We start from the raw sequence: 26,316 nt of genomic DNA, 5'->3' as shown, positions 1-26,316 counted from the left end.
CCAATCACCTTTAAAAATGATTGATGTAGGGACGATAATTCGCGGTTCCACCCTACTTCTAGGAAAACTCCTAGCAGCTTCATTGGATTAAATTGTGCTCCGGCAGTGCCCCTTGCGCGTTTTCAGATCACCCTCACATCACCGGTGACTTGCTGGACTGAGTTCACGCAATTCTTCTGCTTTCATCGCTTATTACATGTAATAAGTTTATCACTCAGCGTTTAAAAGTCAACGCGCATGACTGATTAATTAAGAACGACGATGTGCTTCTTTTCGAGCACGCTCACGGGCTTGCTCAGTCGCTTCTTGTGCTTGTTCCTCAGCTTGCTCACGGCGTTGTTCCTCACGCCAATCATCAAATCGTTTTTGTGCGTCAGCGCGCTTTTCTGGTGACAAGCGACGCCAGAATAGACGTTGCAACACTTTTTCTTGCATATCCATCGATTTCTCACTGATTGATTCATCATCCGCATTTAACATATCTTGCACACGCGCTTGTTCTTCTGGTCGCCAACGCGCGGCTTGATCATTAATGCGATCCTTCAATTCACCTTCAAACAGCGTTTGGACGAAACTAACAATTGGCACCAAGATAAACAACCAGAATCCCCACGTTGGCCAGATAGTCGCCACGATTAACAGAACTATTGCACTAATTCCCGTTAGTCGCGCCTGAGTATTAAATGCGAAATGATATAACTGCGCTAATGAATTATTGCCCGCCTCCGTCATCTCATCAGGATTGAAATTCGTCTTCACCAAATTGAGTAGTAACGCCTGTTGTAACACGCTAGCTAAAACATAAATAATCCCGTACCCCAACACTGCATACCGATTATGCCAGTCTTCAAACATCCAGCGGGTAAAAAATGGCAAAAGCGCTAATACTGCCAGCCAACTAAATACCAATAGCATCCCCACCGGATTAATTTTGTGAATCAAATTGAACATACGCATGTTCGTCACGTATTGATTCACCACCACAATGAAACTCACCACAAATATCGCAATCCCAATCAAAACAGGTTGGATTGTCGTCCAATCGTGTGCCCCTTTAATTGGCAACTTCAATGCCAACACCATGATAGTCGCTACAATTGCCAAAACAGCGTCAATCAATCCGTTCAGTCGATTGATCGTCGGCTTTGCGTAGTAACGATCGCTTAACTGCAACTTCGCCTGTTCAGCTTTCTTCAAATCAAATTTTTCTGTCATCGTCTTCCCCACATTGTCCCCGATTTTACTCAAGGATAGCGATTCATTGTGAACAGACACCGACTAAATCAAAAAAAGACTGACAACAAAATGTTGCCAGTCTATCATAATTAATCTTTATATTCGGTCGTCTTAGACCACAAGTACATCCCGTAGAAAGCATTGAATGTTTTCACAATCATGAGGACAAACATCCCCAATGCACCTGAGCCACCTGCTTGGATTTGATTCCACCAGAGCAACAAGCCCACAGCGTCAACGAACAACCACACAATCCATTGTGATAGGTAACCGTACGTTGCCAAAATTTGGGCCAACATACCTAGTGGTAGTTGTGATGAGTCCAGGTAAACTTGATTACCGTGGGCCGTCTTCGCAACCGTCAAGACAATGCCGTAGACGACGACTGCCCCTGCGACCAGGCAGCCCATCATCTTCGGACCAATGCGCTTAGCTTGAATTTAGCTGTTATCGGCCTGTTGTGACAGTTGCTTGTACCAAGCCGCCATCCCCACAAATTGCATCACGAAGAAGAATCCTTGGTTCAAGATATCACCAACCAAGTGATTATGAATTGACATCAACAGCCAAATACCATTCGTCAACAAACCCCAGAAGAAATTCGTCAAACGGCCACTAGCCAACATAATCAAATAAAACGCCAACACAAGGCCAGTAATCAAACTTGTCCAACCGGATGATGAATAGTCGCCTGTATAAACAAACGCCCAAACCGTGACGGCCATAATCACAACCATGTACACGCGTTGGAATCGATTCATCAACGCTAAGTCACGTTTGATGTTTGCTGGCGACGTTGCTTCACGCAAAGCTCGCTTCAAATTCTGCATCTTTCTACTACTCCCTAAAACTAAAACACTAAGCAATAGATTACCACATTAACTAATCGTTTGTGCACAATGTCACAGGACTGTAACTAGTTGGTGGTTGAGATGCGAAAAAAGACGGCACACTCACTCGAGCATGCCGTCCATTAGGTGTTTATTCAATCTTTTCCAAGCAATCCTGATAGCTTGTCCTTAACGTCATCTAAATCAACGTTATCAAGCATGTCAGCCTTGTCGCCAAGCAACTCGCCGGCCTTATCCTTCAATTCGTTCAAGTCAGCCCCTTCTAGTGCGTCAGCTGCCTTGTCCTTCAAATCATCCAAATTAATGTCCATAGAATCATCTCCTGTCTGAAAACGTTTTCTTCTACACATTTATTATAAGTGATTAGTCCGTAGAAGTCTCATTTCGGCCCTCAGAATTATTGCGAGTCGCTAGCCGTGCTTGCCAGCCTGATAACTGTTGAATAAATGATTTTGCACGCAAATGTACACCAACCTGATCGTCATACAGCTTATCCATCACACGCGCCATATCTTGCTTTGTTTCATCCTTCAGACTCAACGTGCCCAGTTGCTTCAAATCCACCTTCGCCAGTTGTGACAAAATTCGAACCGAGCGCGGATTGGCGTTCATGCGATTTTCATCTTGGTCCCAGTGTATCTGGCAAATGGTGCCATTTAACTTTTCAGAAAAATCGAGTGGCAAATCACGACGACCACAAACCGCGCATTCACCCCAAGTCGGATTTAGACCAAATGCTGGCAATAATTGGACTTCAAAGTAGTTCGCCAAGCCTTGTGGGTCGAGACCTTCCTCCAGCTTTTCAAGCGCCAACTTTGCCCAATTAAACCACTTTTCAATCGGCTGATTGTCGACGAAAGCAGCGTCAATCAAGCCAAGGATGTATGTCATGTAAGCATTCTTCTCAACATCCATCATCAACTCACGAGAATGATGACTTTCTTTAACTGAATTAATGAAACTTAGCCCGGTTTGGTTCAACGTTCCTTCGAAGGTTGCAATCGTCATCGGTTGGACATCAGCAGCAAACTGGTAACGCTTTGACTTACCATTTTTGATATAAAACATCCGCTTGCCGGCTGTTTTAGTCAGCATTTTAACCATCAAATCTTTTTCTTTGTGGTCACGTTGATACATGACAATCGCTTCAAATACTTCCGCCATGCCGCCTCCTAATAAAAAAGAGACTAATTAGTCTCCTTCTCACATCATTAAATATCTGAATCTTCCTTGTAACCATACGTTTGCAAGGCTTGTGGCTTATCACGCCAACGTTCTTCAACCTTAACCCACGTCTCCAAGAAAATCTTGTCTCCAAGCAAGCGTTCGATATCCTTACGGGCACGAACACCAATTTCCTTGATCATCGCACCTTGCTTACCGATAACGATGTTCTTTTGCGTTGGACGTTCAACAACAATCGTGGCTTGCACGTGCAAGTGGTTCTCATCTTGACGTTCGATCTTATCAATCACAACGGCAACTGAGTGTGGCACTTCTTGACGTGTCAATTGTAGCACCTTCTCACGAATCAACTCACTCATGATGAAACGCTCTGGGTGGTCCGTAATTTGGTCAGCTGGGTAGTATTGTGGTCCTTCTTCCATCTTGTCCATGGCGAAGTCCAACAACTCTGGCACACCATCACCCTTCAAAGCTGAAATTGGGAAGATTTCCGCGAATTCCATTTGTTGGCTGTAATCAGCAATGATAGCCAACAAGTCTGATGGGTTCACCAAATCAATCTTGTTGATGATCAAGTAAACTGGTGTGTTTGTGTCCTTCAAACGGTTGATGATGAAGTCATCACCGGCACCACGTGGCTCGTCGGCGTTAACCAAGAACCAAACCATATCAGCTTCACGCAAAGCTGACATCGCCGTCTTCACCATGAAGTCACCCAATGAATTGTGTGGCTTGTGAATTCCTGGTGTGTCCATGAACACAATTTGGCCTTCATCAGTCGTGTAAATTCCTTGGATCTTGTTACGTGTCGTTTGTGCCTTTGGTGACATGATGGCAATCTTTTCACCAATCATCTTGTTCAAAAGCGTTGACTTACCAACGTTTGGACGACCAACTAGGGCAACGAAACCTGACTTAAATCCTTGTTCACTCATGTATATTATTCTCTATTCTTTCTATAATCCACGCATCGCGCGTACAACTAACTTATTTAATAATCATCTGCAAATTTGGCAAGATGTATGGTTGGAAAATCAAAACACCAATCACAACGGCAAATGCCACCGCCGCCAAAACGGCACCAGACGCCACGTCCTTTGCCACCTTAGCCAACGGGTGATATTGTTCACCCACAATCAAATCAACAATTGCTTCGACCATGGTATTCACGAACTCAGCCATGATAACCGTAAAGACGGCAACTGAAATCCACAACCAATCTGAACGTCCTAGTTTAACATAGATGCCGACAAGTAAGACTACAATCGCCGCAACAATATGAAAACGCATGTTTCGTTCACGAACCAAAAGTTGACCAATACCTTCTAAGGCATGTCCAAGGGCTTGGAGGAAGTGCGTATTTTTCTCAATTTGTGGCTCTTGTGTAGTAGCCTTTTTCTTATCGTGTAAGTCCATAACTATCTAAAATCTCACGTTGCAAATCAAACATAATCTTTTCGTCTTCATCACTGCGCATGTGGTCATAACCATTCAAGTGCAAGAAGCCGTGCACAACCAAGAATCCTAGTTCACGCTCATATGAGTGTTCCAAGTATTCCGCTTGCTCACCAATCTTATCGACAGAAACGATAATGTCACCAATGTTCTTAGCCAAATCTTCGGCCATCTCTTCATCCATCATCAATGGCAAATCATCACCATCTTCTTCAATGGCAAATGAAATGACATCCGTTGGCTTATCCAACCCACGGTATTCGCGGTTGTAACGTTGAATTTCATCATTGTTTACGAACGTTACTGACATTTCAGTATCAGCTGGCAACTTCATATACTCACCAGCATAGTTCAAAACCTTTTCAACGAGTTCAATTTGCTCAGCGGGAACGCCAGGCTTTGATTGGTCAATGATCGCCAAATCCATAATCTTAATCCTTCTTCTTTTTTGCTTCTTTTGCCTTTTCTTGCGCTGCATCAAAGGCGTCGTATGCATTAATAATCGCTCCGACAACTGGGTGACGCACAACGTCATCTGCCGCGAACTCAATAAATTCGATATGTGACACATTTACCAACACACGACGGGCTTGAATCAAGCCTGAACGCACCTTACTTGGCAAATCAATTTGTGACACATCACCGTTAACCACCATGTGTGATCCAAATCCCAAACGGGTTAGGAACATCTTCATTTGTTGCGGTGTTGTATTTTGTGCTTCATCCAAGATGATAAAGGCATTATCCAACGTACGACCACGCATGTAGGCCAATGGTGCAATCTCAATCGTACCACGATCCATCAAACGCTCCGTGTGCTCAGCACCTAGAATAGCATGCAACGCATCATAAATTGGTCGTAGGTAAGGATCAACCTTTTCCTTCAAATCACCCGGCAAGAAACCAAGACTTTCACCAGCTTCAACAGCCGGACGCGTAATGATAATCTTCTCCACATCGCCGCGCTTCAAAGCAGCCACGGCCATAACAACAGCCAAATACGTCTTTCCAGTACCAGCTGGTCCGATACCAAACGTAATATCATTATTGCGAATGGCTTGGATATAGCGTCGTTGACCGTAGTTCTTAACACGAACTGGGTGTCCCTTAGCATCACGAATCAACGTTTCCGTGTACATGTCGCCAAAGTATTCCAACGTACCGCGTTCTGACATCTTCATCGCTGACACGATATCAGTTGCGTTCAACTTCACACCTTTTTTAATTAGAGCGGCCAATTCAGCGACAATCGCTTCAGCAGCATCTACTGCTTCAGCTTCACCCTTAATCGTTAGTTGGTCCCCAAACACAGACAATGCAACCTGCATGCCTTCTTCAATTAACTTCAAATTACTGTCTTGTGCGCCGACCAAACCAATTTCTTGCTCAGCATTTTCAAAACGATAAACTTTTTCAACTTGTGCTGCCAAAAATGTAATCCCTCTAATTCGAATTATTCTCTTACGGTTACTATTATACCGCAAATATATATGTATCGGGGGTATCCCCCGTATCATAGTTCGACCTTAATTAGCCCAACAATGATTGAACAGTTTGGTTAACCAACTTACCGTCAGCCTTACCCTTAACCTTAGGCATCAAAGCGCCCATTACCTTACCCAAATCAGCCTTTGATGATGCACCGACTTCAGCAATCGTTTCCTTAACAACGGCAACGACTTCTTCTTCAGACATTTGCTCAGGCATGTAACGCTTCAAAACGTCGATTTGACCTTGGATTTCTTCTGCCAAATCTTCACGATCAGCATCCTTGTATGATTCCAACTCTTCGACACGTTGCTTCATCTCACGTGACAAAACAGCCAATTCTTCATCAGCAGTCAAGTCGTGACCCAACTTGATTTGCTCGTTAGAAACTGAAGACTTTACCATACGAACAACGCCCAAAGTAACCTTGTCCTTAGCCTTCATTGCTTCCTTCATGTCGTTAGTCAGTTGTTCCAACAAACTCATAATCATAATCTCCTTTAATTACTTGAATATAAAACAAAACCGGACCACCAGCAGGTAGCCCGGCAAGAGTCGAATTAACGGCTCTTCTTGTTCTTGCGCTTACGAGCGGCCTCAGCCTTCAACTTACGTTGTACTGATGGCTTGATGTAGAACTCACGCTTACGGTACTCTTGCAAGGTACCATCCTTTGATACACCACGCTTGAAGCGACGGAGAGCATCATCAAGAGACTCATTCTTACGAACAACAGTCTTTGCCATAATGTTTACCCTCCCTTCCCGTGTGAAGTTTCCAACTTTTATATATGTCGCACACTTTTGTTCTTTAATAGTTTACCAGAATTGAACCTGTTGTCAACGCTTTATACAAAACTGCTGACGATTTGTTATCACTCTTCACCTAGTCACACCTAAAATGTTTGTCCCTAAGCTTTTTGTACCTAACAAACCGTTAGCTTACAACTTTGGCTCGTAGAAACGACCGAACGTGCGATCGATACGCCAGAGTGATGCCCAAGCTTGTGGATCAACCTCGTAAATCGCATCACGCAGGTCATATTGTTCATACATTGAAATAACGGTGAACAAGACTTCCTTGTGGTGGTGGTTATACCCACCCTCAGCGTGGTGCACAATCGTAATGCCACGACGGATATCACGCTGAATGGCTTCAATAACCAAATCAGGCTTTTCTGTCACAATCATCACTTGCATCTTTTGTTGACGTGTATAAACCAAATCAATGACGCGGGCGTTGATAACCAGACCAATACCGGTATACAACGCATATTGTGGACCAAACAAGAATCCTGAGGCCAACAAGATGAAGAAGTTAAACGTTAAGTTTACCGCTCCCATCTTCATGCCAGTCTTGCGACGAACCAGAATCCCAATAATATCCAACCCACCAGTTGAGAGCCCGTTACGTAGAGCCAACCCGGTTCCAAATCCGTTGACAGCACCACCAAAGATGGCCATGACAAGTGGATCGTGCGTCCATAATTGCTCCGGTTGCGAAACCAAACGCATCGCAATTGCGGCCAGCAACAAAGCCAACGCCGTAAACATCGCAAATCGCTTACCAATCGCACGGTAGGCGGTAATCATTAGTGGCACGTTAATCAGCACCAGCAAGACACCAACTGGCACATGCCATCCCACAAAGCGTTCCAGCAATGTGTTCAGCAACTGGGCTAGTCCTGTAAATCCAGAAGAATAAATGTGTCCGGGTGTCCAAAAAAAGTTCAACGCAATCGCTGAAGCAACTGCGTATACCATCGCACTACCGATGCGACTTGAGTACTGGTGTCGATTAAAATACTGTTCTATCTGGTCCATTTTCTCGCTTCTTTCAATTTGTACTTTATGATTTTAGCACGAAAACGCCCATAAAAATAAAAAACTTACGGACCAACGCCCGTAAGTTTTCGTCATGCTTTAATTATCGTGTTTCGTTTTCTTCGTCACGCTCTTCACGTCGACGACGGAAGAATGCGAACAAGAAGCCAAGGATTGCTCCCGCTACCATCGTGAACCATTCAGATCCAACGCCGGCTTGTTCCAACTTCAATGCATTAGAACGCTTGGCATCCTCAGAAACAATCATGTCGTGAATCAAATCACGCCCAGCACTTGAACTTGCAAGACGTGCTTGGTTGCTGTTTGATGCTGATTGGCTAAGCGTTGGTTGACTTGATGTCGCATAGCCACCGATGAACGTGGGTGCATCATCACCAAATACCGCTGTACGTGCCGTTGTATTCGCACCCGCTGAAACCAATCCTGGTGTTTCGTTAGTCACGAAGCCGGTTTGTGACCCACCAGGCGTGACAACTGCTGACGCACTTGAATCATCCGAAGTATTTACTTCATTTGAATCATTTGTATTGTTTTGATCATCAACGACCGGTGTATCTGGATTCGTGACGTTTGTATCACCTTCACCTGATACAACTGGCGCTGCGATATCGCCTGTATCTGGCTTACCACCTTCAGTGTTCCCATCAATCGTTTGTTGACCGTGATCAGGTGTGCTTGGTGCTGGAACAGCCCCATAACCTGGCTCAGTAGGTGCTAGGATATCCCCGGTATCTGGCGTGCTTGGCGCTGAAATATTTCCAGTATCGCCCTTGCTTCCTTCAGTATCACCGTTGATTGTTTGGTCACCTTGGTCTGGCGTGCTTGGCGCTAGGATGTCGCCAGTGTCCGGATTGCTTGGTGCCGAGATGTCACCAGTGTCGGCCTTACCACCCTCGGTATTACCATCAATGTTAATATCGCCGGTGTCACCCTTGCTTCCTTCAGTATCACCATTGATCGTTTGATCACCTTGGTCTGGTGTGCTTGGCGCTAGAATGTCGCCAGTGTCTGGTGTACTTGGCGCTGAAATGTTTCCAGTATCGCCCTTACCGCCTTCAGTATTACCATCAATGTTGATGTCACCGGTGTCACCCTTACCGCCTTCCGTGTCACCATTGATCGTTTGGTCACCTTGGTCTGGAGTGCTTGGTGCTAGGATGTCGCCAGTGTCTGGTGTACTTGGCGCCGAAATATCCCCCGTATCTGCCTTGCCACCTTCAGTATTACCATCAATGTTGATATCACCAGTATCACCCTTACCACCAACTGTGTTTCCATCAATCGTTTGGTCACCTTGGTCTGGCTTACCACCAATAGTATTCCCGTCAATGTTGATATCACCCGTGTCACCCTTGCCGCCTACTGTGTTTCCGTCGATGGTTACATCCCCAGTGTCAGGCGTTTGCAATGGCACACTTGGCAATGTCGTCCAATCAGAAAAATTAGGTGCATCAATAGGTCCCGTCGTCCAACCAGTTTCTGGATCTTCTGGCTTAGGTGCCTCCGGGTCCTCAGGCGTAGCTGGTCGCTCACCTTGTTGAATACCCACGTACATTCCTTGCGCACCATACCAAGATTCTGATTGATCGCCGTTTGCGCTCACTTGATACAACACTTGGAATTGAATGTCATAGACACTGTTAAACTTAACGAAGATTCGCGCAGTCGATCCGACGCTAAGTAAGCGGCTACTCTTGAAAGTTAAGTAGCCATCAAATTGTTGTCCGTTAACTGAAATACTTCCTGGGTGCCAATCCATGGCCTTCTGCCCATTAATCATGAAGCCCGCTTCACGAATAATCTCAGTGCGAACATCGGCATCCCCGAGCTTTGCATTCAAAGCATCCATATCTGTCGTGTACAACGGTGAGTTCCATGTCACCTTAGTCGCGTTGTCCAAAGTGGTTGATGCCGTGTGACTATTATCAGTCAAATAAACATCATCAGAACCGTAGGCAGTCCCTGCCACAGTCATCATCCCTAGAACAACAGCTGAAGATAATGCTAATTTACGCCAATTCAACATGTCACAATTCCCCAAATTTCTTTAATCCAAATTCTCTAACAAAAGATACTTACTTATCTTTATCACTAACAAAAAGTATAAGGAGGATTTATGAACAAAATGTGAAATGCGACAAATTCAGCTGTGCTATTTTTGCAACAAAACAACTTACTATTAATAGGAAAATCGATTGACAAACCAAAAAAGAGCGAGCTTACAGAAAACTGCAAACTCGCTCAATTAAAAACAATTATTCTTCTGACATGTTTGGTGCTTCAATGTCGGCGTATACAGGCGCCGTCAATCCCAAGTCATCAACGATTTGTGCCTTGGCAACTGGTGTTGGTGCTTCTGTCATTGGCTCAGTAGCCTTTGAGTTCTTAGGGAACGCAATCACTTCACGGATGTTGTCACGTCCAGCCAACAACATAGCCAAACGATCCAATCCTAGGGCGATTCCACCCATTGGAGGGAAGCCGTATTCCATACCTTCAAGCAAGAAGCCGAATGCGTCGTGGGCTGCTTCCTTAGTGAAGCCAAGTGCTGACAACATCTTCTCTTGGATGTCCATACGGTGAATACGGATTGAACCTGAGCCCAACTCGTATCCGTTCAACACAAGGTCGTATGATTGAGCGTGCGCTTGGTGAGCACCTTCCGTCGTCTCCAACAATGGCAAATCTTCTTCGTTTGGCATTGTGAATGGGTGGTGTGCCGCAATCCAACGATCTTCTTCAGCTTGGTACTCAAACAATGGCCAGTTAACAACCCAAGCGAAGGCCCACTTGCTGTTGTCAATCAAGTCCATTTCCTTAGCCGTCATACGACGCAAAGCATCCAACGTTGCTGAAACAACGCCTTCTGAATCAGCCGCGAACAAAATCAAGTCGCCGGCCTTAGCTTCAGTTTGGGCCAACAAGTCGTCACCCTTCGTCGTCAAGAACTTAGCAATTGGTCCAGTGATACCTTCATCAGTCACCTTCAACCAAGCCAATCCCTTGGCACCGAAGCGCTCGATGTATTGGGCCATCTTATCAATGTCCTTACGTGAGTAGTGATCAGCACCACCAGGTACAACGATTGCCTTTACTTGGCCACCGTTCTTAACCGCGTTAGCAAAGACACCAAATTCTGAATCAGCCATCAATTCTGACAAATCTTGCAATTCCATGCCGAAACGCATATCAGGCTTGTCAGTTCCGAAACGCTTGATTGAATCAGCGTAATCCAACACTGGAATTTGAGCCGTATCCAAATCAACATCAACTGTCTTCTTCATGATAGCGGCAACCCATTCGTTAACCAATGCCATGATTTCATCTTGCGTCATGAATGACGTTTCAACGTCCAATTGCGTAAATTCTGGTTGACGGTCACCACGCAAATCTTCGTCACGGAAGGCACGGGCAACTTGGTAGTAACGGTCAAAGCCGGCACCCATCAACAATTGCTTAAACAATTGTGGTGATTGTGGCAAAGCGTAGAATGAACCAGGGTAAACACGTGATGGCACTAGGTAATCACGGGCTCCTTCTGGCGTTGACTTAGCCAAGTATGGCGTCTCAATATCGATAAAGCCGTTTGCATCCAAGAATTCGTGCGTTGCAGCCGTAATCTTTGAACGGATACGCAAGTTATTTTGCATCTCAGGACGACGCAAATCCAAGTAACGATACTTCAAACGCAATTCGTCTGAAACGTTGATATCGTCTTCAATGTAGAATGGCGTCGTCTTAGCTTCTGACAAAATCGTTGCCTTGGCAACTTGCACTTCAATCTTACCTGACTTCAAGTTATCGTTAACCGCACCTTCAGCACGTGAACGAACAACACCTTCAACTTCGATAACGAATTCTGAACGCATCTTTTCAGCAACTGCCAAAGCATCTGCGCCAAATTCTTCTGAGAAGGCCAATTGCACAATACCTTCACGGTCACGCAAATCAACGAAAATCAAACCACCCAAGTCACGGCGCTTTTGCACCCATCCTTGTAGCGTGACAGTTTGATCAAGGTAGGCTTCATCAATCAAGCCAGCATAGTTAGTACGCTTCATAATTAGTTTTCCTCTTCTACGTCTTCTTCAACTTCAATAAACTCTGGGAGACCCGTGTAAAGTTCAGCCAACTTTACCGTGATTTCTTCACCAGTCGTCATGTTCTTCAAGTTTGCCGTTTGCTCAGCCAATTCACGTTCACCAATCGTAATGATGAAGCGTGCGCCCAGCTTGTCGGCTGTCTTAAATTGTGCCTTTAGCTTACGGTCTTGGTAATCGCGTTCTGCGCTGTAACCAAATGAACGCACTGCTTGAACCATTTGCATAGCTGCAACATCAGTGCCTTCGCCCATGTTGGCAACGTAAACATCCAATGGTGCTTGTTCAGGCAACGTTGCACCCTCGGCTTCAAGCAACAACATCAAACGCTCAAGACCGATTCCAAAGCCGACACCTGGCATTTCTGGTCCGCCAAACTCTTCAACCAAGCCGTTGTAACGACCACCACCAGTGATTGTCGTCCAACCACGACCAAGGGCAGCTGATTGCGTCATCACTTCGAAAATCGTGTGGTTGTAGTAATCCAACCCACGCACAACATTGGCGTCGACTTCGTAATCAATCCCCATTGCTTCAAGGTAGGCTTGAACCTTTTCCCAGTGTGCTTGGGCATCTTCCGTCAAGTAATCCAAGATTGATGGTGCATCCGCAACGATGGCTTGATCCTTTTCATCCTTAGAGTCCAAGACACGCAATGGGTTCTTCTCCAAACGCGTTTGTGAGTCAGCAGACAACTCATCAAAGTGTGGCTTCAAGAAGTCGATCAAGGCATTACGGTAGTTTTCACGTGATTCCTTGTCACCCAAAGAGTTAATCTTAACCTTCAAGTTCGTCACACCCAATGTTTGGAACAAATCAACTGCCATTGCAATAACTTCAGCATCCAAAGCAGGTGAGTCTGAACCCAAAGCTTCCACACCGATTTGGTGGAATTGACGCATACGACCGGCTTGTGGACGCTCGTAACGGAACATTGGTCCGATGTAGAACATCTTGTATGGATGTTGGTGTTCAGGTCCAAACAACTTGTTCTCAACGAACGCACGAACAACACCGGCAGTACCTTCTGGACGCAAAGCAACGTGACGGTCACCCTTATCCTTGAAGTCATACATTTCCTTCGTCACAACGTCTGATGTATCACCAGCAGAACGGGCAAAAACATCAAAGCTTTCAAAAATTGGCGTACGTACTTCTGAGTATTGGTAGTCGCCGAACAAAAGGCGCGCCGTCTCTTCAACGTAGTGCCACTTCAATGATTCACCAGGGAGCAAATCAGCTGTTCCCTTTGGCTTTTGGAATGATTGCTTAGCCATGTTTAAAATTCCTCTCATGTTTCCGATGGTGCAAAACGAAAAGGCGCCCTCAACGACACTTCATGTATCGTCAAGGGCGCCTTTTAGCGCGGTACCACCTTGAATTTGGTCTCATGCCGTAACGTGGCAACACGCGCATTGCTGCGACCTAAAAAGTGTCCCCTTGCTTCAGTAACCACAGGCTTGCACCAGACCCTGCTCGCTTTCTTCTACCAACCACAAGTTTGCTTTCTCATCGGTTTATCTATGGAATTTATTATCCAATAGAAAGTAAATTGCGTCAAGGTCTATGGTGCCACTGTATAGCACATTAAGCGGGCATATAAACGTTCCATTTCAGTTACGCGATTTGAAACTGCCTGAACGGCCTGCCAGTCGGCTGCATTATCAAATTGCAAGAAGGCAGCACTCATATCATTAATTTGATTTTTCAACGTGGCCAAACTGTGCGCTTGTGTTTGGCCAACTTCAGCGTCAACAAAATTACGCAATTGAATGCCCAAATCACCTAAGGCTGCTGTAACCGCGGCCTTATCAAAATTGACTGGGTCATCCCCAAACATCACATTCGTCAAGTGGTAAGCAATTTCGTCTACAACGCCAGCTAGACGCATAACTTCCATTGCCACCTCGTTATCAGTATTAATCGCTGTCATATTAAATGCCCCATTTCTAAACACATTCCCCATCAGAGAAATGGTATCGAAATTCCGCGAATAATTCTATCAATAACCCCTAACAACCTGTGACTAATTAACGGTTTTTACCCGATTGTCAAAATACGTTTCCAACCCTTGTTCAACATCTTGCGCAATCAATTTACGATATGCTGGGCTCTTAATTTTCTTGAAATCACGATCAGAATTGATGTAGCCATTTTCTAGCAACGTGGCAGGCACTTTATTATCAATCAACACCACATATTCAGCGTGATCAATTCCGCGATTCTCCAAAGGCATATTTGGATTCATCGCATCATTAATTGCCTGTGCTAAGTCCTTTGACCCGTTGTCCTTGTGGTAATAATAAGCAGTATAGCCACTTGCCCCATTCGCCTCGGTCACCGAGTCAAAGTGGAACGAAATAAACGCATCAGCATTCGCGTTTTCTGCCACCTTTGGAATCTGAGACAGATAAACCAATTTATCGCTATCACGTGTCATGATGACGCGCGCACCTGTAGCACGCAACGTTTTAGCAACTTGTTGGGCAAGTAACAACGTATAAGTCTTTTCAAACTTACCGCTATTCGACTCGGCACCAGGATCGTTACCACCGTGACCAGGGTCCAAAACGATTGTTGCTTCAGACAGTGGTGTGACCTTATCCAATGGTGTTGTGCGTTCTAGTAACCAACTAGCCACCCAACCCGTCGATTCATCTTCACGACGCACTTGATACCAACCATCATCTTCTTGCAAAATTTGCAAGTGTTCTCCTTGTTTCAGAACCGAAATTGGCGTACTTGTCACCCCGCGTTTTTCACGCAAGGTTAGGTTCGGAATCTGCACCGTAATTTGCTGCTTATACAGCATCACAGTTGTGACGGAAACCGCAACCGCCAGCATGCCAACGGTAATCGCTAACGGCACCCAAAACTTTGTAATCCATGCCAACATTAACCGGCCTAGTTTTTGCATGTTGTCATGTCCTTTCTCTAATTAATGTCTTAAAACAGTTTACCTTATTTCGAACAAAAAACGGCACCCACTTTTTGTGAGTGCCGTTTAATTTAAGTCTTCTATTTAGGTAAAACCCGAATTAGAAAGTCTTACCTTCCCATTCGTTTGATGGCAATGCATCAAAGTCATACGTTGCAACGTCGGCAACATCCGTGATAAAGGCGTGGGCTGGTACTGACATCATCAAGTTGATGCCACCTTCCTTTTCCTTCACCAAGATAACTGGCTTCTTCGTTGCTTCTGAGTAACCAATCTCCCAGGCAGTACCTGGATCAACGTGCTCACCCTCATAGTCAATCACAGCAATTACAACTTCGGCTGGATCCAAGTGATCCTTATCACCCTTGTAAATTGCCTTTGCCCATTCCTTTGAACCGAATTCAAATTCGTCGTGTTGCTCAGTACGTGGACTGAAGAATTCTGATACCGTTGGGTTGGCTGCTAGAGCCTTTTCCATACGTTCAATACGATCAATTTGGTCATCATCAAAAAATGGACCGGCTAGGTAGACGCGCTTCATAAAATTCCCTCTTCATCTAACTTTTATTATTTAGTCTTACCCAATAATTTTACCTGACGAATAGTGAACAAGCAACATCTACATAAATGGTGCATCTGCTTTATTGGCAAATGGCGCTGACGCTGTTTTAGCCACCTGAACTTGCGTGTGTAGCAACGATGCATTGGCATGCGTCAAATCTGGAATATACACCACTTCCATGTCGTACGTCTGCCCCTCACAGCGTACGACTTTCCCAATGAACGGCCGGTCAATGCCCTTTGCTTCATCGCAATGGGACAAGTCGCCAACTTTAATCTTGCATAGGCACTTCCCCCTGTACTAGTCTTTGCGATTAGTGTACCCAGCGCGTTTGATGAAGCCACGCATAATTATTGATTTTTTCTCGGAGTTAGTGTGCCACGTATTGGCGTTGTTGATCCTTCAAACCAGCCAAGACAAACTTAGCTGGATCAGCTGAGATATCAAACTCGCGATCCTCTGAACCGTGCAAGCCAGCCATAAACACTTCCTCGTATGCTGGAATCGTCAAATACTCACGATTCTCAAACAACGCGTCCATTTGACCAGCAATCAAGCCATCACGGAAGTTAGGTTGCAAAATAGCTGAGTAGAACTCACCCTCGGCACCAGAACCATATGAGAAAATACCCAAACGGTCACCAGCAGCCAAGTCTTCAGAGTTGGCCAACAATGAGTACAAGCTCAAGTATACTGAACCCGTGTACAAGTTTCCAATTCGCTTGTTGTAAACACGGCTGGCTTCAAATTCGTTCAACAAGTCGGCTTGCTTAGCTTCATCCGCCTCAGGCAAAATGTCACGCAAAGCCTTCAACCCCATCTTCGTGAATGGCAAGTGGAATGCGTATGCCTTAAAGTCGTTAATTGAACGACCCGTCTTCTCCTTGTATCGTGACCACAAATCACGGAAGAACTCACGGTAAACTTCAGCTGAATACTTACCATCAACCAAAGCTTCTTCAGCATAAACTGGACGCCAGAAATCCATCACGTCGCGTGACATGAATTGGTTATCGCGATTCAATTCAAGAATACGTGGGTTTTCAGTGACCAACATGGCCACCGCACCAGCACCTTGCGTGACTTCACCTGGTGTGTGCAAACCGTAACGGGCAATATCAGATGCCATAACCAACACCTTTGAACCAGGGTGCAAAGCAACGTAGTCACGCGCTTGCATCAAGCCGTACGTACCAGCGTAGCAAGCTTGCTTCATTTCAATCGTGCGTGCATATTCATTCAAGCCCAACAAACGTTGTACATAAACGGCCGCTGACTTTGAGTTATCAATACCTGATTCAGTGGCAAAAATAATCGTATCAATTTCAGCACGTTCTTCAGCCGTCAACAATTGATCAGCTGCATTGGCTGCCATCGTGACCACATCTTGAGTTGGTGGCACAACCGCTTGTTCCGTCTCACCGATACCAATCAAGTACTTATCTGGTTCTTCATTGCGCGCATTTGCCAAATCCACCATATCAATGTATTGGTGTGGTGAGAAAAAGCTCATCTTATCAATTCCAATTACTGCCATGTCTTATTTTCCTTCCACTTGAGTTGCAATACGATTCATAATATCACGGGCCAACGCTAACTTAGATTGTAGCGGTAGCTTTTCTGGTGCCGCATCACGTTGCAACAACGTCACTTCATTTGTGTCGTGGCCAAAGCCGACTTGCGCCTTAGACACGTCGTTCGCAACTAACATGTCGGCATTCTTCTTTTCCAACTTGTTTTGCGCATATGTCAACAAATCTTGCGTTTCGGCGGCAAAGCCAACCAAATATTGGGTCGTCTTTTGTTGGCCCAAAGTCGCCAAGATATCCGGATTCTCAACCAAGTCAATCGTCAAACCGGCGTGGTCAGCATTCTTCTTCATCTTTTGATCTTCCGGCGTCGCAACACGATAGTCGGATACCGCTGCTGCCATGATTGCAACATCAGTTTCCTCAAAACGTTCCGTCATCGCTGCCAACAAGTCGCGTGCTGATTGTACTGGTACCATCGTCACGCCAACCGGCGCTGGCAATTCAGATGATGATACAAGTGTCACATCTGCACCTTGTTCAGCAGCTGCTTGCGCCAACGCGTAACCCATCTTACCTGATGATCGATTCGTAATGAAACGCACTGGATCAATCGGCTCAACCGTACCACCAGCTGACACAACGACCTTTTTACCAGCTAAACGGCCCGTCTGTTGACGAAGCTTCAAATCAGCAAGCGCCAAAATTTCATCTGGTTCAGACAAACGGCCCTTACCGGCGTAACCTTCAGCAAGCATGCCTTCGGCTGGTTCGATAATGATCACGCCATCTTCGCGCAACATCTTCAAATTACGTTGCGTTGCTGGGTTCTCATACATATTCACATTCATTGCCGGTGCAACAATCACTGGCGTGTGGCGAGCCAACAACACTGACGTTGCCGCATCATCCCCGATACCCGCAGCCACCTTCGCCAAAATGTTTGCAGTGGCCGGCACGACAAAAATATAATCCGCCCAGTCAGCCAAGCTAACGTGTGCAATCATACTTTCGTTGTGGTCATCAAACAAATCGGTCACAACCGGGTGTTGTGTTAGTGCCTCAAATGTTTTTGGGGTTACAAATTCAGTTGCAGCCTGGGTCATCACGACCTTTACATTTGCGCCTTGCTTCATCAACAAGCGCGCGAAAATGGCTGACTTATATGCTGCAACGCCCCCACTGACGATGAGCACAATGTTTTTATCAGTAAACATTTCGACACTCCTTTTGCATCTAGTTAAAAGTCATCTGGTTTAAGTTTACCATGAAGCGCCACTACAAATAAAAAGAGAGTGATATCTCTGATTTTTCAGAAACATCACTCCCTTAAAATTCACCCTTTACTTATCGGCTTGCTTACGGCGCTTAGCAATAAGCAACAACAAAATTGATGAGAATAGGAAGATACCAATTGGCAACCAACTGTTTTCATGGGCAATTGTTGTATCAAGACCAGCACGACTTACGCGTTGACCGTCCAACTGACGAACACGGTCAATAATCCGACGTCCTTCAGTATCACCAGCCAACGTACGTGGTGCAGTGGCTTGATATGGCAAAAGTCCACTAGCTGTTGGTGTTCCGACACTAGGTACCCAGGCAATACCTGACCCATATCCGGTGTATGGCAACACACCAGGGATAATGATTGGGTAACCACCGCTCATGTAAACCGGCGTTGTACCATACAACGTTTGCATTGTCGTTGCTGGTGTCTCACCCGCTACCGTCGAAACAACAGTGGCTGTTGGCGCTGTTTGACTACCTACCGTCGGTGCCGGTGCTTGGGTTGTCACAGCACCGGTTGTCGCTTGGGCAGCCTCCGCCTTCGCAACTGCCGATTGCAATGCCTGCATTGCTGCCAAAATATCAATCGTTAGGTTATCCGGACTATCTGCCGCTGCTGCTGCAAGAATATCTTGCAAACGTTGCATCGCTGCCTGTACAGCTGGATCATCACTAACCGCACTATTTTGTGCCGCTTGAATGGCTTGCTCAGCTTGACTATTCGCACTCTCACGACTTTCCTTGGCTGGTTCAACCGCATTTTGAAGTGCGTCCATCGCTGCTTCAATTGCCGTTCGTGTGGCGTTCGGATCATTAATCAACGTTTGCAACTTCTTAATCGCATCAGCCACACCCTTTTCATTCGAAACTGGCTTAGCATCAACAATGGCTTGTTGTGCTTGACCACGCGCATCATCAACTAACGCTGTCATTGCATCAGTCAACGCTTGCATGGCTGCCTTAATGTCAGCCGTCAAGTCATCACTGCTATCAGTCGCTGCATTTTCAATCGCATTACGCAATGTGTGCATGGCTTCAACTACCGATGGATCATTTGCCAAGTCTGACTGCGCAGCTTGGTCTAACAACGTATTACCATCAGCACTCGTTGCGTCACGTTCTTGTGTATCCGTGGCGACTTGCTTCAACAAGTCTTCCGTTGCTTGCTTAATATCTGCATAATTGGCGTTCGGATCATTAACCAAGGCGTTCAACGCATCGATAGCTGCTGCTGTGGCTGGCTCGTGACTGACCGGTGCCGTCTTAGTCAACGCATCCGCTGCCGCGTCACGAGCTTGTTCACGGTAACCAACAACATCATTTTGCGCCTTAGTAAGCGCCTCAGTTGCTGCAGCAATATCCTTTGTCAAAGCACCACTTGAATCATTAGCCGCTTCAGTCATCAAACGTTGCAAATTAGCGACCGCTTCAGCAACCTGTGGCTCGTTTGCCACTTCAGCTGGCACGTTCGTAATGGCATCGTTCGCTGCTGTGTTAGCTGTATCACGGTTCGCCTTTTCGCTCGTCGTTGCATCAGTCAGTGCCTTCACTGCATCGGCAATCTCATCAGCCGTTGACTTTGGATCACCCAACACAGCTTCCAAAGCATTCTTTGCTGTGGCCACAGCCGTTTCATTTGAAACCGGTGCTGTTGCATCCATCGCTGCTGTTGCATTATCACGTTCAGTTGCTTGGTCCGCCGCTTCCTGAGCGACCGCATCCTGCAATTGCTTCGTTGCAGTCGCAATCGCTTCACTTGTGCCTTGGTCATCCGCGGCATTCTTCTGCGCCTCTTGCAACGCAGCAATCGCATCCTTCACTGCCTGAGATTGACTCTGATCACTATTTGCAGCGCTTGTTGCAGCATCGTTAGCCACTTGGTTAGCCGCATCACGCTCATCGTTCGCTTCTGAAATGGCATCTTGTAGTGCCTTGATTGCATCATTAATTTGGGCTGCGGTTGCTGTTGAATCATTTAGTAACGTATCCAAATCACTAACCGCTTGTTGCACACCTGGTTCTTGTGAAACCGGTGCTGTTTGCCCCTTAACCTGATCAGCAAGGTCAGCTGCTTGGTCACGTGAAGCCACCGCCGCAATTTGTGCATCTTGCAACGCCTTCATGGCATCTTGAATATCACTCGTCAACGCATCAGCGTTATCCGCATCTGCTTGATCCATGACATTTTGTAACGCCGTAATCGCGTCTTGGATGCCTTGATCAGCTGACAAATCGCTGTTCTGTGCTGCTGTAATGGCATCCGTTGCCGTAGACTTCGCATTGTCACGTTGCGCCTTCGTTTGATCGATAACATCTTGGTAGGCCGCCATAGCATCGTTCAAGTCGGCTGCTGTCGCATTTGGATCATCGATCACATCTTGCAACGCTGATTTTGCATCCGTGATGGCCGGTTCATTTGTTACAGGACTAGTCTTGCTGTCGTCCTGTAACAACGCCGAGGCTTCGTCACGAGCTGTGTCTTGGGCCTGTTCAGCTGCGGTAACCGCGTCTTGCAAAGTCGTCATCGCATCAACAATATCTTGTGATACCCAGGCATGCCCGGCATCGTCAACAGTTTCATTGGCAGCCTTGGTCTGTGCGTCCTTCAAGTTTTGGATAGCCGTCAACACTGATTCGTCAGTCGCAACCGTTGACGCTTGTGCATCAGAAATTGCGTCTGCGGCATCAGAATTTGTCGCATTACGCTCGGTCGTGTCGCTCGCGGTTGCTGCAGTCAGTGCCTTAGTTGCTTCACGCACAGCTTCAGCAGTTGAATTTTCATCTGCGAGTAGCGCTTGTAAATCAGAGATTGCTTGCGCAGTGGCTGCTTCATTTGAAACTGGCTTTGTTTGACTCAACGCATTTTCAGCAGCTAGGACAGCTTCTTGCTTATCAGCCGCCGCTTCGGCAACTGTGTCAGCAAGGTTCTGGATGGCGTCCAAAGTATCTTGGGTCAAAGCGGAAGCCGAATCGTTAGCTGCATTCTTTTGTAACGTTTGCAACTTTTCGACCGCCTCTTGTACAGACGGCTCATTAATTTGTGGCGTACCTTGGGCCTTTGAAACGGCTGTGTCAGCATTGCTATTTGCAGAGTCACGGGCTGTGTTTGCCGCATCGACTGCATTTTCCAATGCCGTTGTCGCGTCTTCAATTTCCTCGACTGTCGCACTCGGATCGTTAAGTACCTTATCCAAGGCAGATTGCGCATCCTTAACGCCTGATTCATTCGAAACTGGCGCTGCCTCAACTTGACTAGCCGCATCACGGGCGGCATCTTGCGCAGCCTTGGCGTCGGCAATCGCTTGCGTAACTGCCTTGGTTGCTGCTTCGATATCAGCCGTCAATGCCCCAGCGTCATCAGTTGCCGCTTTGTTTTGCAATTCTTGCAAGGCCGTGATGGCATCTTGTACGCCTGGTTCACCAGCTTGATCACCAGATTGCGCATTGGCAATCACATCATCAGCTGTATCATTCGCCGTGTCACGATTATCCTGCGCTGTTTTCACGGCATCCTCAAGTGCTTGTTGGGCCGCTTCAATTTCCGCGACTGTCGACGCCGGATCATCAAGTACATCATTCAACGCTTGTTGGGCGTCCTTAACACCTTGTTCATTTGAAACCGGCGCCGTTTCTACCTTACCAGCCGCATCACGGGCGGCTTCTTGGGCAGCTGCGGCGTTTTCAACAGCATCGGCCACAGCCTTGGTTGCTGCCTCAATGTCCGCCGTAAGTGCATTTTCATCATCTTGACTCGCCGCATCTTGCAGGTCACGCAAAGCTTGAATAGCATCTTGCACACTTTGCTCATCAGCTTGGTTAGTTGCTTCGGCGTCAGTCACTGCTTGATCAGCCGCGTCATTAGCATCGTCACGTGCATCGGAAGCCTCATCAACGGCATCTTGCAGTGCTTGCGCAGCGTCATTAATATCCGCAATTGACACATCCCCACCAGATTCAGCCGAAGCAATCAAGTCATCCAGTGCATTTTGCGCATCAACAACATCAGCATCATGACTAACTGGTGACGTCGCCACAGCTTGTGCGTCATCGATGGCCTTTTGTTGCTCAGACTTAGCCGCATCCACTGCATCTTGTAGCGCTGTCATTGCTTCTTCAATTTGAGCAGTCGTTCCTGTATCGCCAGCTGCGTTTTCTTGTGCTTCCTTTAAGGCCGCAATCGCATCTTGAACGCCCTTTTCATCGGCATAATCCGAATTTTGAGCTGTTGTAATGGCGGAAGTCGCTTCACTATCGAATGCCGTTCGCTCTTCGCGCACAGTGTCAATAGCCTCCTTAAAGTCCTGCATCGCTTCTTCAATGTCGGTTGCTGTCGCCTTTGGATCATCCAAAACCTCTTGCAGTGCAGCCTTAGCCGTTGCCGTATCTGGTTCTAATGAAACCGGCGCTGTGTCGCTCATCGCTTCTTGCGCTGCTGTCACTGCATCCTCACGAGCTGATGCTGCATCAGAAATTGCTTGGGCAAGTGCTTGCGTTGCTGCTTCAATGTCAGCTGTTAGTGGCACCTTACCATCGGCATCCGCCGTTTCAGACGTTGCATTATCAATGACGGTTTGTAGGTTTTCAATTGCTTCCTGTACACCTTCGTCATTCGCATTATCGCCTGCTTGGGCAGCCGTAATAGCACTATCAGCAGCTGTTACCGCATCACCACGAGTTCCCTTTTCAGTCGTCGTCGCATTTGTCAAAGCGGTTGTCACATTGGTAATTTCATCAGCGGTTGCATTTTGCATATCCAAAATATCTTGAAGTGACTTATAAGCCGCCAAAATATTCGCTTCGTTAGAAACTGGCGTCATCGCTGCAATTGCTGCGGCTGCGGCTGCACGAGCGGCTTCTTGATCGGCTTGTGCGTCAGCAACGGCCTTGTTCAAAGCTTCCGTCGCCTTTGTCACCGCATCCGTTGTGCCGGTGTCAGCATTCGCGCTCGCAACGGCATCTTGCAACGTCTTTTGCGCGGCGATAACATCTGGATCAAGCGCAGCCGTTGACGATGCAGCATTGGTCAGCGCTGTATTTGCACCAGCCAATGCATTATCACGAGCTTCAAGGGCTTCATTTACGGCATCCTTCAACGCATCACGGGCCGCGATGATTTGGTCGGTTGTCGATGCCGAATCCGCCAATACCTTGTCCAAATTGTCCTTGGCTGACGCAACGGCGGTCTCCTGACTAACCGGATTAGTTGCAACTGCCTTTGCCGAGGCCACTGCTACTGCGCGATCCAACGCATTTGTCGCATCAACAATCGCCGGGGTTGTCCCAGTATTGTTGTCGGCTGCTGCGATGGCATCATCCAAGGCTTTTTGTGCATCGACAACAGTGCTATCGTCAGCGACGCCTTGATCCTCGGCGTTCTGCTCAGCTGTATCTGCATTTGTCTTAGCTGTTTCACGATCACTCTTAGCCGTTGCAAGCGCATCATCAAGTGCCTGTTGCGCCGCTTGTACGTCAGCTGTCGTCTTGGTTGGATCATTCGAAACTGATTCCAAGTTTGAGGCTGCTGATGACACCGCTGATTCTTGATCGTATGGTGACGTTTCCGTTACCACAACTGTAATCGTTTTTGTTGTCTTCAAGCCCGTCGCATCAGTGGCCGTTAATGTCACTGTATACGTACCTGGTTCATCCTTCACGACATCGGCGTAGTCAGACGTCAACGTTGTGCTACCATCCACCTGGTTGTCGGCAACTTGGGCATTAATCGCCGTCAAGAAACTATCGGCCGTTGTACCCGCACCGGTCGTCACTTGATAGCTATCCTTACCTGTTGAAATGGTAGGCGCTTGCGTATCCGTGTAATTCACTGTGAATACTTGAGCAGTCGCATCAGTATCACCGTCATTACTTGTATTGTCGTAATTTGGTGTCGCTGCCAAAGCCGCGGAGAGTGTGTCGTACGTCTTACCATCCGCCCCCGTGACATTGTAGGTGTAACCTGTCTTAGCCAACGTGCTATCAGTTGACGAAAACGCAATTTTACTGTCAGTTCCACCAGTTACCGACTCCACATCCGAATTCGTTGCATTAATAACCTGCTTCAACGTCGCCGTTTGCTTATCAGCCTTCAAAACAATCGTTGAGTTCTGATCCGTTGCCGTGTCCGCGTCAAATTTACCGGTAATCGTTGCACTGCGCATTGTTGTCGCATATGTCATGTTAATACCTGAAGCCAACGTCGTACTTGCGCTGTCCAAGCGGTATCCGCTTGGTGCGTAAACATATAATGATCCTGGCAAGGCATCATCCGTGACACCAGAAGTAACAGTTGGTGCACCTGAAAGTGGTGTCCCACCTGAATACGTAAAGTTAGCCTTTTGTGACAAAGCTGAGTATGAAACGCCAAAACTTTGTACCGTCGCATCCGAAGCGCCTGAACTGTTAGTTGTGCTGTCATAGACGCCATTTGTACCAGCTGCTAGCGTTTCACTCATCGTCGCGTATTGCTTACCATCTGGCGCCGTTACGACATAGCTATATCCAGCAACTGCCAAGCTAGCATCCGCAATGGCAATCGCACCACTAGTTACACCACTTGCAGCGACAGTAGTTCCGTTTTTAACCGTATTCGCGTCATTTAACCCAGTCCTAGTGACCGTGGCTTGTTGTGGTGACTTTTCATACACCAAATCCAATGATGGCGTCGTCCCTGAACCAACCTTAACGGAAATATCATTTGCAGATTTAATGTAGTACCCCGGCACGACCGGCGCATCATAGCTATACGTATCGCTCGACGCCTTTGGTGAAGCACCATTAATTCCAACCGACTGTCCGTCACCGACGTCCAACTTCGTGCTAGTCAACAACGTATTACCAGCCGTGTCCTTATATGTCACCGGCACAGATAGTGAGGCCTTGGTTCCTGATACCAACTGAATTGACGATGTCATTTCAGTCGAATTATCTCCAGCCGATCCAATCAGTGCGAATGACAAATATGGCATCATCGTCGTATTAATGGTCATACTCTTAGTGACTTTACCTCCCAAACTAAACGTCAATGTTTTAGTTGAGGCCGTGTACTTTACCGTCCAAGCAGCACCCGTTCCATCATTGATACCATTAGGCTTATTGTCAGCTGGCAAACTTGAAACACCACTTCCTGAAGTCAACGAACTATCCACTGTCGCTTGTGTCAGATTACCGCTTGAATCAGTGGTTCGGATACCAACCATCGGATACGTCCCACTTGCGTCTTTGTAGGTAGACCCGTTTGAATACATGTCCATACCAAACGAAATGGCATTTTTAATGCCTTGAATTCCAAGGCCACCACCTCCCGTACCACTTCCAAGCGTGTCCGGCAAAATTGATGACAATAAAATACCATTATAATCGGCTGCGTTCGCGCCGTACGTATATACATAGAGCGAACCACTGACACTAAAATCATTCTTAGTATCCAGCGCCGTATTATAAACAACCAATCCTGTTTGCTGTTTTCCATTCGACAAGCTGTACCATGAATAATTATTATTACTGTTCGTAGACTGATAGCTTGCACTTCCCTTAACGATATAATCGGCGGTCTCTTTTCCAGTTGACGTCGTTGATCGACTTGGCACCGCCGTCGCCTTATCAATCGTCGTACCAGAAACCGTTGCCGCAGCTGCCGGCTTAATCGCCATGTGAACAGCTGCTTCAAACATTTCGTCAACTTTGTCAGTAACACCACTTGCGTCACTCGCCGCTGCAATTCCACCTAGCATCGCTAATGTTGCGATTCCTTTGACCAGCCATTTTTTCTGGCCACCATCTTCAGCTATTTTATGTAACTGGAGATCCCCCGTAACTTGAGATTTCATGTTCATTTCCTC

20 protein-coding genes and 1 pseudogene are annotated in these 26,316 nt (G+C 46.7%); all 21 read right to left on the bottom strand.

The features are described from left to right. Positions 1 to 249: 249 nt before the first annotated feature. The gene (locus C6P11_RS04460) at positions 250 to 1,215 is read right to left on the bottom strand and encodes a TMEM175 family protein (protein WP_135518899.1); all 966 of its coding nucleotides are present in this window, start codon (positions 1,213 to 1,215) and stop codon (positions 250 to 252) included. A gap of 110 nt (positions 1,216 to 1,325) precedes the next feature. Then, positions 1,326 to 1,961, bottom strand: a pseudogene (gene pnuC / locus C6P11_RS04455) (nicotinamide riboside transporter PnuC). A gap of 260 nt (positions 1,962 to 2,221) precedes the next feature. Then, positions 2,222 to 2,398: a hypothetical protein gene (locus C6P11_RS10930; protein ID WP_167849528.1), complete on the bottom strand. Its 177-nt coding sequence runs from the start codon at positions 2,396 to 2,398 to the stop codon at positions 2,222 to 2,224. Positions 2,399 to 2,450: 52 nt separating this feature from the next. Next, the gene (recO, locus tag C6P11_RS04450) at positions 2,451 to 3,251 is read right to left on the bottom strand and encodes a DNA repair protein RecO (protein WP_135518897.1); all 801 of its coding nucleotides are present in this window, start codon (positions 3,249 to 3,251) and stop codon (positions 2,451 to 2,453) included. Positions 3,252 to 3,298: 47 nt separating this feature from the next. Then, positions 3,299 to 4,207 carry a GTPase Era gene (gene era / locus C6P11_RS04445; RefSeq protein WP_003610416.1) on the bottom strand — a complete coding sequence of 303 codons (909 nt, stop codon included), beginning with the start codon at positions 4,205 to 4,207 and terminating at the stop codon, positions 3,299 to 3,301. 52 nt (positions 4,208 to 4,259) lie between these two features. Further along, entirely contained in the window at positions 4,260 to 4,688 is a 429-nt protein-coding gene (locus C6P11_RS04440) for a diacylglycerol kinase family protein (RefSeq protein ID WP_135518895.1), read from the bottom strand. After that, positions 4,672 to 5,154, bottom strand: a complete 483-nt coding sequence (ybeY, locus tag C6P11_RS04435) for an rRNA maturation RNase YbeY (protein ID WP_135518893.1) — start codon at positions 5,152 to 5,154, stop codon at positions 4,672 to 4,674. The genes C6P11_RS04440 and ybeY overlap by 17 nt, the downstream gene beginning before the upstream one ends. 4 nt (positions 5,155 to 5,158) lie before the next feature. After that, complete coding sequence (locus tag C6P11_RS04430; RefSeq protein ID WP_135518891.1) at positions 5,159 to 6,157, bottom strand: PhoH family protein; 999 nt, start codon at positions 6,155 to 6,157, stop codon at positions 5,159 to 5,161. Between the two features lie 100 nt (positions 6,158 to 6,257). Further along, positions 6,258 to 6,701, bottom strand: coding sequence for a GatB/YqeY domain-containing protein (locus C6P11_RS04425; RefSeq protein ID WP_003610424.1), 444 nt, complete (start codon positions 6,699 to 6,701; stop codon positions 6,258 to 6,260). 74 nt (positions 6,702 to 6,775) lie between these two features. Continuing rightward, positions 6,776 to 6,961: a 30S ribosomal protein S21 gene (gene rpsU, locus C6P11_RS04420; protein WP_003610426.1), complete on the bottom strand. Its 186-nt coding sequence runs from the start codon at positions 6,959 to 6,961 to the stop codon at positions 6,776 to 6,778. Between the two features lie 195 nt (positions 6,962 to 7,156). Then, positions 7,157 to 8,038 carry a YitT family protein gene (locus C6P11_RS04415; protein ID WP_003610428.1) on the bottom strand — a complete coding sequence of 294 codons (882 nt, stop codon included), beginning with the start codon at positions 8,036 to 8,038 and terminating at the stop codon, positions 7,157 to 7,159. A 103-nt stretch (positions 8,039 to 8,141) separates the two neighbouring features. Further along, positions 8,142 to 10,085: a hypothetical protein gene (locus tag C6P11_RS04410; protein ID WP_135518889.1), complete on the bottom strand. Its 1,944-nt coding sequence runs from the start codon at positions 10,083 to 10,085 to the stop codon at positions 8,142 to 8,144. Positions 10,086 to 10,314: 229 nt separating this feature from the next. After that, entirely contained in the window at positions 10,315 to 12,120 is a 1,806-nt protein-coding gene (gene aspS, locus C6P11_RS04405; protein WP_135518887.1) for an aspartate--tRNA ligase, read from the bottom strand. A gap of 2 nt (positions 12,121 to 12,122) precedes the next feature. Then, the gene (gene hisS / locus C6P11_RS04400) at positions 12,123 to 13,436 is read right to left on the bottom strand and encodes a histidine--tRNA ligase (RefSeq protein ID WP_135518885.1); all 1,314 of its coding nucleotides are present in this window, start codon (positions 13,434 to 13,436) and stop codon (positions 12,123 to 12,125) included. A 287-nt stretch (positions 13,437 to 13,723) separates the two neighbouring features. Further along, a complete protein-coding gene (locus C6P11_RS04395; RefSeq protein WP_135518883.1) occupies positions 13,724 to 14,092 on the bottom strand; it encodes a hypothetical protein in 369 nt (122 codons plus the stop codon). 93 nt (positions 14,093 to 14,185) lie between these two features. Beyond that, entirely contained in the window at positions 14,186 to 15,076 is an 891-nt protein-coding gene (locus C6P11_RS04390; protein WP_135518881.1) for an N-acetylmuramoyl-L-alanine amidase, read from the bottom strand. Positions 15,077 to 15,197: 121 nt separating this feature from the next. Further along, positions 15,198 to 15,638, bottom strand: a complete 441-nt coding sequence (locus tag C6P11_RS04385) for a nucleoside 2-deoxyribosyltransferase (RefSeq protein WP_003610440.1) — start codon at positions 15,636 to 15,638, stop codon at positions 15,198 to 15,200. A gap of 78 nt (positions 15,639 to 15,716) precedes the next feature. Next, the gene (locus tag C6P11_RS11390) at positions 15,717 to 15,839 is read right to left on the bottom strand and encodes a hypothetical protein (RefSeq protein WP_280950193.1); all 123 of its coding nucleotides are present in this window, start codon (positions 15,837 to 15,839) and stop codon (positions 15,717 to 15,719) included. A gap of 190 nt (positions 15,840 to 16,029) precedes the next feature. After that, positions 16,030 to 17,196 (bottom strand): hydroxymethylglutaryl-CoA synthase, encoded by a 1,167-nt coding sequence (locus C6P11_RS04375; protein ID WP_135518877.1) that lies wholly within the window; start codon positions 17,194 to 17,196, stop codon positions 16,030 to 16,032. A 3-nt stretch (positions 17,197 to 17,199) separates the two neighbouring features. Then, positions 17,200 to 18,405, bottom strand: coding sequence for a bifunctional phosphopantothenoylcysteine decarboxylase/phosphopantothenate--cysteine ligase CoaBC (gene coaBC / locus C6P11_RS04370; protein ID WP_135518875.1), 1,206 nt, complete (start codon positions 18,403 to 18,405; stop codon positions 17,200 to 17,202). A 126-nt stretch (positions 18,406 to 18,531) separates the two neighbouring features. After that, positions 18,532 to 26,304 carry a lectin-like domain-containing protein gene (locus tag C6P11_RS04365; protein ID WP_135518873.1) on the bottom strand — a complete coding sequence of 2,591 codons (7,773 nt, stop codon included), beginning with the start codon at positions 26,302 to 26,304 and terminating at the stop codon, positions 18,532 to 18,534. Positions 26,305 to 26,316: the final 12 nt, after the last annotated feature.

It is taken from the genome of Weissella confusa, from assembly GCF_004766315.1.
GTDB lineage: Bacteria > Bacillota > Bacilli > Lactobacillales > Lactobacillaceae > Weissella > Weissella confusa_A.
This window is presented reverse-complemented; position numbering and strand designations above follow the sequence as displayed.